Genomic DNA, 9,029 nt, shown 5'->3' with positions numbered 1-9,029 from the left:
CCGGCCGCAGGCCGCACGAGGCCGACCCAGGGATAGGGGATGTCCGCGGTACGCTCTCCCGGCAGACACAGGCGCAGACCGCACGAGGTCTCTGCCGGGCGCACCGAGGGCGCGCGCAACTCCGCCAGCCTAGTCCAGGCGCCGCTTCAAGCGGTACCTGAGACCGCCGACCCACCCTGTGCCTTTGCTCACCGGCTTTTCCCGGTCTTCCGACACTGACGCCCCGGGTCGGGCTGGGGCAGCAGTGAACTGGTGGACGCGACTGAGCAGATGCGGGTGTCCATGGAACGAACATCAACACCGCACCGATACCCTGTTCCACAACAGAAACCGCAGAATTCCAACGATCCGCAATGGACCCAACGACGGCGAGGCCGTTGATGTCCGCACTGCGGACATCGGGCCGCGCGGAGCGAGTCCGGAGCCCTTGCGGCAGCGCCCGACGCCCCGTCCCAGGCCCAACCCCGCGGTTCCCTGTCCGGCCCCTTCGGACTCTCAGCGGGGCACAGAGACCATGGCTCCACGTCGACTGAGACCCGAGCCTTCTCCAAGGCAGTCTACTCCACGAGGGTGGGGACGCACTGGCCGAGGGTTGTGCGTACTGCACGAACACCCGACCCCCATGGAGTACACCCGCCCCTCCCCCAAGTAGTGCCCGACCCTCATGCAATACCACCAGGTCCGACATCTGCGCCGTGCTGCAAGGACGACCACACCCAAACCACTATCTCCCAACGCGCACAGCATTTATCGATGCACCCGAGGACGACATTGACGGCCAACACCCTATCAACACACCCAACACACTTCGACACTCCACTGCTTGGAGGACTTCACTGTACGACCGACGTTCGCAAAGCAAATATGCAGTCCTGGAACTCCGCAACGCAGGAACCAAGCCCCCTTAAGGTCCTCAAATAGATGTCAGAGCCGCGTTCTACCGTAGCCACTATCAGATCGACCGAGATCAAAGGGGTAACCAATGCAGAAATATCATCCAACATTCAACGACATCGCCCTCGCGTCACCAACGCACACACTGTTCACCCCACTCCCATTCTTCAGGGTCACAATAGTGAGTGCACCATTTCTGGTAGCCGTCACTGCACGGTACTGGACTAGCTCCGCCTCCCCTTGGCTGTCATGGCTTGTCACAGCAGTCTCCGTACCGCTAGCTGCGCTGGCGATCAAGGCCTGGCTCGCACCGGCTGAGGTTGAACGCAGACGGGTTGTGGATCTCTTACCCAATGATCTTGTAGTCCCTCCAAACGAGGGAGGGTTTCTCACATCATCCACCCCAGTTCTCAGCAGGAACACCATCCTTGATGCATCCCCTCAGGTAGAAGTAGTCCTAGCAGGACGTAACCATCCACTGATCTACAGTTGCGAAGGAGAAGTGGACACGATTCAGCCTATCGACCTCAAGTCGCGCTCACACTCCTCAGAGGAGACAGGAATGGTCAACCAGGTGCTTGCGGCTGCCGCACAGTTGGACGACAACTGGTTTCATATCGCTACAGATGACGAACAGCGGATCGCACGGCGACTCGGCCTTGTCGAGAAGAAGCCTCTACGAGGCGGCGAAAGATGGTCCAAAGCGGCAAGATCATACGCCAATGCGGCCAGAGCCGAGCACACCGGTTCGCAACAGGACACTCTCACTCAAGCCGCTTCAGTCATCGTAGTAGTCAACGGCGATCTTATGCTGCAAAACGACGGACAGAACGAGCAGATTGCCGTTCTCATTGATCGGCTTGAGGAGAAGGTCACTCAGTTGGCGGACCGCGCAATCGTCGAACAGATCCGTGCAGCTGTTGACCAGAAGGACAAGCATGGCGCTGCCAGAGGCATACGGGAACTCGGGCAAGACACCCTCGTGAACGCTCTTGGAGGCGCAGCCGGCAACGCACTGTGGACCGCAGCCGTAGGCTTGACACAAGGTCTTCTATAAGCCGCCTTCACCGTCCTCCGTGACGACCCGCAGTCAACAACGACGCCGCAGCATCCCGGGGTGGGATGCTGCGGCGTCGGGGGCCGTCTCGACGTCGTCGAGGGCGGCGATCAGCCGAGGGTCACTTGGCGCGCTCGAGGATCTCCAGGAGGCGGAAGTGCTTGGTGGCGCTCAGCGGGCGGGTCTCCATAATGGAGACGAGATCGCCGACGCCGGCCTCGTTGTGCTCGTCGTGGACCTTGACCTTCTTGGAGCGACGGAGGACCTTGCCGTACAGGGAGTGCTTGTAACGCTCCTCGACGAGGACGACAACCGTCTTGTCCATCTTGTCGGAGACGACGTAGCCGCGACGCACCTTGCGCTGGGGGCGCTCGGTGGACTGCTCGACGTTCTCGGTGCTGGTCTGCTCGCTCACTTGGACTCCTCCGTGCTCGGGGTGGTGCGAATACCGAGCTCACGCTCGCGCACGATCGTGTAGATACGGGCGATGTCGCGACGCACAGCCTTGAGACGTCCGTGGTCCTCGAGCTGGCCGGTCGCCGAGGCGAACCGGAGGTTGAACAGCTCGGCCTTGGCCTTGGAGAGCTCCTCGGCGAGGCGCTCGTTGTCCATGCCGTCGAGGTCGGAGGGGGCCAGGCCCTTGGAACCGATTGCCATCAGACGTCACCACCCTCACGAGTCACGAAACGGGTCTTCATCGGAAGCTTGTGCTGTGCGCGGCGCATGGCCTCGCGGGCGAGGGCCTCGTCGACACCGCCGAGCTCGAACAGGATGCGTCCGGGCTTGACGTTGGCGATCCACCACTCGGGGGCGCCCTTACCGGAACCCATACGGGTCTCAGCGGGCTTCTTGGTCAGGGGGCGGTCCGGGAAGATGTTGATCCACACCTTGCCGCCACGCTTGATGTGGCGGGTCATGGCGATACGGGCCGCCTCGATCTGACGGTTGGTGATGTAGGCGGGCTCGAGGGCCTGGATGCCGTACTCACCGAAGGCGATCTGGTTGCCGCCCTTGGAAAGGCCCGTGCGGTGCGGGCGGTGCTGCTTACGGAACTTGGTCCGGCGGGGGATGAGCACGGCTCAGGCCTCCGTTCCCTGGTCTGCGGCAGCGGTCGCGGCGGCCGGCGTCTGCTCGGCTGCCTGCTGCTGCTCGGTGTTCTGACGCGAACCGCGCTCTCCGCGGTCGCCACGACGGCCGCCGCGACGCTCGCCCCGGCCACGGCCACGGGAGCCGGACTCGGCCTGCTGACGGGCGAACTCGCGCTCGGTGATGTCTCCCTTGTAGATCCACACCTTGACGCCGAGGCGGCCGAAGGTGGTCTTGGCCTCGTAGAAGCCGTAGTCGATGTTCGCACGCAGGGTGTGCAGCGGCACCCGCCCCTCGCGATAGAACTCGCTGCGGCTCATCTCGGCGCCGCCCAGGCGCCCGGAGCACTGCACCCGGATGCCCTTGGCGCCGGCGCGCATCGCGGACTGCATGCCCTTGCGCATCGCGCGGCGGAAGGACACACGGGAGGCGAGCTGCTCGGCGATGCCCTGGGCGATCAACTGGGCGTCCAGGTCGGGACTCTTGACCTCGAGGATGTTGAGCTGGACCTGCTTGCCGGTCAGCTTCTCGAGCTGACCGCGCAGACGCTCGGCCTCGGCTCCACGGCGACCGATGACAATGCCGGGACGGGCTGTGTGCAGGTCGACGCGCACGCGGTCACGGGTGCGCTCGATGTCGACCTTGGAGATACCGGCCCGCTCCATGCCGTCCTCCATGAGACGGCGGATCTTGACATCCTCCTCCACGAAGTCGCAGTAACGCTGACCGGGCTTGGTGGAGTCGGCGAACCAGCGCGAGCGGTGGTCCGTGGTGATGCCCAGGCGGAACCCGGTCGGGTTGACCTTCTGCCCCATTACCGGGCTCCTTCCTTCGTTGCGGCGTCGGACTTGTCCCCGACGATGACGGTGATGTGGCTGGTCCGCTTCAGGATCCTGCTGGCCCGGCCCTGTGCCCGGGGACGGAACCGCTTGAGGGTGGGACCCTCGTCGGCGAACGCCTCGATGATGAACAGGTCGTTCTCGTCGAAGCGCTCCCCGTCACGCTCAGCCTTGAACCGGGCGTTGGCGATTGCGGACTCGAGGACCTTGCGCACCGGCACCGCAGCGGCCTGCGGGGCGAATCGGAGCACGTTGACGGCCTCGACGGCGCGCTTGCCGCGGACGACGTCCACGACCCGGCGCGCCTTCATCGGCGTGCAGCGCACGTACTTGGCCTGCGCCTTGGCTTCCATGTTCTCTGCCTCTCAAACTTTCCGACGTCCGTCAGCGACGCGACTTGCGGTCGTCCTTGACGTGCCCGCGGAAGGTGCGGGTCGGAGCGAACTCACCGAGCTTGTGGCCCACCATGGACTCGGTGACGAAGACCGGCACGTGCTTGCGACCGTCGTGAACGGCGAAGGTGTGCCCCAGGAAGTCCGGCGTGATGACCGAACGGCGGGACCAGGTCTTAATGACGTTCTTGGTGCCCTTCTCGTTCTGAGCGTCCACCTTCTTGAGGAGGTGGTCGTCGACGAAGGGACCCTTCTTCAGACTACGCGGCATGATTCAGGCTCCTATCAGCGCTTCTTGCCGGTCCGACGACGACGCACGATGAGGCGGTCGCTGGACTTGTTGGGACGGCGGGTGCGGCCCTCGGGCTTGCCCCATGGCGAGACGGGGTGACGACCACCGGAGGTCTTGCCCTCACCACCACCGTGCGGGTGGTCCACCGGGTTCATGACGACACCGCGGACGGTCGGGCGCACGCCCTTCCAGCGCATGCGGCCGGCCTTGCCCCAGTTGATGTTGGACTGCTCGGCGTTGCCGACCTCGCCGATGGTGGCGCGGCAGGCGGCCTCCACGTTGCGGATCTCCCCGGAGGGCATGCGCAGCTGCGCGTACTTGCCCTCCTTGGCGACCAGCTGGACGGAGGTGCCGGCGCTGCGGGCGATCTTGGCCCCGCCACCGGGACGCAGCTCGACCGCGTGGACGACCGTACCGGTGGGGATGTGACGCAGCTGCAGGTTGTTGCCGGGCTTGATGTCCGCGCCCGGACCGGCCTCGACGACGTCGCCCTGACGGAGCTTGTTCGGGGCGATGATGTAGCGCTTCTCGCCGTCGATGTAGTGCAGCAGGGCGATGCGCGCGGTGCGGTTGGGGTCGTACTCGATGTGAGCGACCTTGGCGGGCACGCCGTCCTTGTCATGGCGACGGAAGTCGATGAGACGGTAGGCGCGCTTGTGGCCACCACCCTTGTGGCGGGTGGTGATACGACCGGAGGAGTTGCGGCCACCGGACTTGCTCAGCGGGCGCACCAGCGACTTCTCGGGCGTGCTGCGCGTGATCTCCACGAAGTCGGCCACGGAGGAGCCGCGACGACCCGGGGTCGTGGGCTTGTACTTACGGATTCCCATATCGGTCCTTTACCTTCCGTGGCGCACTAGGCCACATCACCGAAGATGTCGATGGTCCCCTCGCGCAGGGTGACGATCGCACGGCGGGTGTCCTTGGACTTGCCGATCCCAGTGCGGGTGCGGTGCGTCTTGCCCTTGCGGTTGATGGTGTTCACCGAGGAGACCTTGACGTCGAAGATGGCCTCGACGGCCTGCTTGATCTCGGTCTTGTTGGATCCCGGCGCCACGATGAACGTGTACTGGCCACGGTCCATGCAGGCGTAGGACTTCTCGGAGACCACCGGCGCGATGATGACGTCGCGGGGGTTCTTGGACTTCTCGAGGCTCACTTGGACTCCTCCTCACCCTTGCCCAGGAACGCGTCCAGGCCAGAGGCCGTGAAGACGACGTCGTCGGACTTGAGGACGTCGTAGGTGTTGAGCTGGTCGGCCCACAGGACGTGCGCCTCGGGGGCGTTGCGCAGGCTGAGCCTGGACAGGTCGTCCTGACGGTCCACGATCACCAGGGCCTTGCGGTCAGTGAGGTTGCGCAGCGCGACCAGGGCGTTCTTGGTGGAGGGCACCGTGGTGGTGACGAACTCGGTGATGACGTGGACGCGGCCGTTGCGGGCGCGGTCGGACAGGGCGCTGCGCAGGGCGGCGGCCTTCATCTTCTTGGGGGTCCGCTGGGTGTAGTCGCGCGGCTGAGGACCGTGGACGGTGCCGCCGCCGACGAACTGCGGGGCGCGGGTCGAGCCCTGGCGGGCGCGGCCGGTGCCCTTCTGACGGTAGGGCTTGCGGCCACCGCCGCGGACGTCGCCGCGGGTCTTGGTGGCGTGGGTGCCCTGGCGGGCCGCGGCGAGCTGGCCGACGACCACCTGGTGCATGAGCGGAATGTTGAGGGGGGTGTCGAAGACCTCTGCGGGCAGCTCGACACTGCCGGTCTTCTTGCCCGTGGAGTCGACGACGTCGACGGTGAGTGCCTCAGTCATGGTCTCAGGCTCCCTTCACGGCGGTGCGGACGACGACGACCGAGCCCTTGGGGCCGGGGATCGCGCCGTTGACGAGCAGAACACCCTTGTCAACGTCGATGCCGCGGATCTTGAGGTTCTGGACGGTGCGGCGCGCGTGGCCCATGCGGCCGGCCATGCGCAGGCCCTTGAAGATGCGGCCGGGGGTGGCGCAGGCACCGATGGAGCCGGGCTTGCGGTGGTTGCGGTGAGCACCGTGGGAGGCGCCCACACCGGCGAAGCCGTGGCGCTTCATGACACCGGCGAACCCCTTGCCCTTGGAGGTCCCGGTGACGTCGACCAGCTGACCGACCTCGAAGGTGTCGGCGGCCAGCTCCTGGCCGGGGGTGAACTCCGAGGCCAGGGAGGTGCGAACCTCGGCCACGTGACGGCGGGGGGCGACCCCGGCCTTGGCGAAGTGGCCGGCAAGCGGCTTGGTGACCTTGCGGGCGTCGATGTCGCCGAAGGCGAGCTGAACGGCCTCGTAGCCATCGGTCTCGATGGTGCGGACCTGGGTCACGACGTTGGTGTCGACCCGGACGACGGTCACGGGGCGCAGGACCCCGTTCTCATCCCAGATCTGCGTCATGCCGAGCTTGGTGCCGAGCAGCGCCTTGGCAGGCGCGGCGGCAGCCGGCGTGTTAAGCGTTGTCATGGCAGTCCTCAGAGCTTGATCTCGATGTTGACGTCGGCGGGCAGGTCGAGACGCATGAGCGAGTCGACGGCCTTGGGCGTCGGGTCGACGATGTCGATCAGCCGCTTGTGCGTGCGCATCTCGAAGTGCTCGCGGCTGTCCTTGTACTTGTGCGGCGACCGAATCACGCAGAACACGTTCTTCTCGGTCGGCAGCGGCACCGGGCCCACGACCGTCGCACCAGCGCGGGTCACGACGTCGACGATCTTGCGCGCCGAGGAGTCGATGACCTCGTGGTCGTAGGACTTGAGCCGGATGCGGATCTTCTGTCCCGCCATGGCGCCTAACCTCTCTTGTACTTGCTTCTGGCCGGTCCACGCGCTCGGGCGTGTCGCAGGGCGACGCGCGCTCCTCCCATGAGTGGGAGGCGGTGACCGGTCTGGACACACGGAAACCCGTTCAGGAGGAACGGGTCCGTCAGAATGAATCCCGGGTGAACCCCGGGGCGGCACAGCCAGGAGCATGCGTGAGCGAGCCCGTGGCCGGCCGGATTACGGTATCAGGGCTCGCACGGGCAGCGGAACCCGAGACAGGGCCTAGTCGCTGTGAGTCCGCCCACTGACACCCGCACTCGGGCGTGTCGCGCCGACCGCCGGGATCTCCGCGGTGTCGATGAGCTCCTGATCATCTGATCGACCAGACGGCTCCGACAGCGACGCGATCTCCTCCAGAAGCGCCCGGTTCTCCGCCTCGGAGAGCTCCTGCGGGACCGGCAGGTCGGTGAACCAGCGCCGGGGCTCAACGCCGGCGTCGTCGTCCATCCAGCTTCGCATCTGCTCCTCCCATGTCTGAGGCCTCTCCTGCTCCTTGTCCCGCGCCAGCCTCAGGGCGCGCTCCTTGGCCCGGGCCGCCGCGTAGCCCGAACGCCACAGGTACAGGCCGACGACGACCAGCCCCGCCGACAGCGCGACGATCCACCAGGGGAAGGTGGGGACCTCAGGCCGTTTGCCGGCCGCGGCGACGTCGGCGGCGGGAGTGGGATAGATGCGCTCGCCGGTCAGTAGGATGCGGTGGGTGTTGATGCCCAGGGGCGTGCAGGTCACCAGGGTGAGCAGATCCTTCCCCTCCTCGACGCGCAGGGCCTCGGTCTCCTCCGGCTCGACCACCTTCGTGCTGATGACCCGGTAGGTGAGGACCTCGCCGAAGACCTCGATGATGAGGCTGTCACCATTCCCGACCCTGTCCAGGTTGGTGAACATGGTGGCCTCGGCCAGGCCGCGGTGCCCGGTGATGACCGAGCGCGTACCCTCTCCCCCGACCGGGAGCGATGTGCCCTCCAGGTGTCCCAACCCCTTGAGCAGGGTGTCGTCGGCGGTGCCGTGGTAGACGGGCAGGTCCAGGGAGATGGCCGGAATCTTGAGGCGGGCCATGAGGCCCTCGCCGTTGGCCTTGAGGATCGAGGGGTATTTCAGGGAGCTGTCGGAACTGGAGCCGGCACCGGTGGGGACATGGTTGTTGGCCTCCAGGACGGCTCCGGCCAGGAGCGCCTCGTTGTAGGCGTGCGCCTGGGAGATCTGGGTCTTGGCGTCGGGCCAGGCGTTGTCGACCTGGGCGGAGTAGTCGGCCGTCACCTTCGACTGGTTGTACTGGGAGATCCAGGACGCCGCGGTCGGATAGGTCAGGAGCCCCATTCCGACGATCGCGGTGATGGAGCTGATCAGAGCGGAGATCGACAGGCGCCAGGCGCGGGGGCGGCGATGCTTCTGGGCGCTCGAGGCACGCCTGCGCGGCGGCCGGGCGGTACGGGGCTTACGTGCGGTCCGAGAGATCATAGGGCCTATGCGCTTCCAGGGTCGTTGTCCGGGGACAGAACAGGGCGGGCTCGTACGGCGCGGTGCAGGTGGGCGGCGAACCCGGGGTTGTGGGGGCCCCGCCCCCCCGCCCCCCGAGGGGGGGGGGCCCCGGGGGGGGGGCCGCGCCCCGCCGGGGGGGGCGGCCGGCCCGGCCCCCCCCGGCC

13 protein-coding genes are annotated in these 9,029 nt (G+C 66.4%); 1 reads left to right on the top strand and 12 read right to left on the bottom strand.

Going from position 1 to position 9,029, the window contains the following annotated elements:
* Positions 1-1,456 precede the first annotated feature (1,456 nt).
* Positions 1,457-1,951, top strand: a complete 495-nt coding sequence (locus tag RWR81_RS10925; RefSeq protein WP_314457697.1) for a hypothetical protein — start codon at positions 1,457-1,459, stop codon at positions 1,949-1,951.
* A 121-nt stretch (positions 1,952-2,072) separates the two neighbouring features.
* Here the strand turns inward: RWR81_RS10925 and rpsQ are convergent, their stop codons facing one another.
* The 12 genes from rpsQ to RWR81_RS10865 all read right to left on the bottom strand — a co-directional run bounded on the left by rpsQ (position 2,073) and on the right by RWR81_RS10865 (position 8,844).
* Complete coding sequence (gene rpsQ, locus RWR81_RS10920) at positions 2,073-2,366, bottom strand: 30S ribosomal protein S17 (RefSeq protein ID WP_314457695.1); 294 nt, start codon at positions 2,364-2,366, stop codon at positions 2,073-2,075.
* A complete protein-coding gene (rpmC, locus tag RWR81_RS10915) occupies positions 2,363-2,608 on the bottom strand; it encodes a 50S ribosomal protein L29 (protein ID WP_314457693.1) in 246 nt (81 codons plus the stop codon). The genes rpsQ and rpmC overlap by 4 nt, the downstream gene beginning before the upstream one ends.
* A complete protein-coding gene (rplP, locus tag RWR81_RS10910; protein ID WP_003781881.1) occupies positions 2,608-3,027 on the bottom strand; it encodes a 50S ribosomal protein L16 in 420 nt (139 codons plus the stop codon). Before rplP ends, rpmC begins: the two co-directional genes overlap by 1 nt.
* A 3-nt stretch (positions 3,028-3,030) precedes the next feature.
* Positions 3,031-3,852, bottom strand: a complete 822-nt coding sequence (gene rpsC, locus RWR81_RS10905; RefSeq protein WP_314457691.1) for a 30S ribosomal protein S3 — start codon at positions 3,850-3,852, stop codon at positions 3,031-3,033.
* Positions 3,852-4,229 carry a 50S ribosomal protein L22 gene (gene rplV / locus RWR81_RS10900; RefSeq protein ID WP_003789298.1) on the bottom strand — a complete coding sequence of 126 codons (378 nt, stop codon included), beginning with the start codon at positions 4,227-4,229 and terminating at the stop codon, positions 3,852-3,854. The genes rpsC and rplV overlap by 1 nt, the downstream gene beginning before the upstream one ends.
* A 31-nt stretch (positions 4,230-4,260) precedes the next feature.
* The gene (gene rpsS / locus RWR81_RS10895) at positions 4,261-4,539 is read right to left on the bottom strand and encodes a 30S ribosomal protein S19 (protein ID WP_003786073.1); all 279 of its coding nucleotides are present in this window, start codon (positions 4,537-4,539) and stop codon (positions 4,261-4,263) included.
* Between the two features lie 14 nt (positions 4,540-4,553).
* A complete protein-coding gene (gene rplB / locus RWR81_RS10890) occupies positions 4,554-5,390 on the bottom strand; it encodes a 50S ribosomal protein L2 (RefSeq protein ID WP_314457688.1) in 837 nt (278 codons plus the stop codon).
* 26 nt (positions 5,391-5,416) lie between these two features.
* A complete protein-coding gene (gene rplW, locus RWR81_RS10885; protein WP_003786064.1) occupies positions 5,417-5,719 on the bottom strand; it encodes a 50S ribosomal protein L23 in 303 nt (100 codons plus the stop codon).
* On the bottom strand, positions 5,716-6,360 hold the full coding sequence (gene rplD, locus RWR81_RS10880; protein ID WP_108832436.1) for a 50S ribosomal protein L4: 645 nt from the start codon (positions 6,358-6,360) through the stop codon (positions 5,716-5,718). The genes rplW and rplD overlap by 4 nt, the downstream gene beginning before the upstream one ends.
* A gap of 4 nt (positions 6,361-6,364) precedes the next feature.
* Entirely contained in the window at positions 6,365-7,033 is a 669-nt protein-coding gene (gene rplC / locus RWR81_RS10875; RefSeq protein ID WP_009233258.1) for a 50S ribosomal protein L3, read from the bottom strand.
* An 8-nt stretch (positions 7,034-7,041) separates the two neighbouring features.
* Positions 7,042-7,350, bottom strand: coding sequence for a 30S ribosomal protein S10 (rpsJ, locus tag RWR81_RS10870; RefSeq protein WP_003786051.1), 309 nt, complete (start codon positions 7,348-7,350; stop codon positions 7,042-7,044).
* A gap of 258 nt (positions 7,351-7,608) precedes the next feature.
* The gene (locus RWR81_RS10865) at positions 7,609-8,844 is read right to left on the bottom strand and encodes a class C sortase (protein ID WP_314457685.1); all 1,236 of its coding nucleotides are present in this window, start codon (positions 8,842-8,844) and stop codon (positions 7,609-7,611) included.
* Positions 8,845-9,029: the final 185 nt, after the last annotated feature.

Source organism: uncultured Actinomyces sp. (assembly GCF_963526355.1).
GTDB lineage: Bacteria > Actinomycetota > Actinomycetes > Actinomycetales > Actinomycetaceae > Actinomyces.
This window is presented reverse-complemented; position numbering and strand designations above follow the sequence as displayed.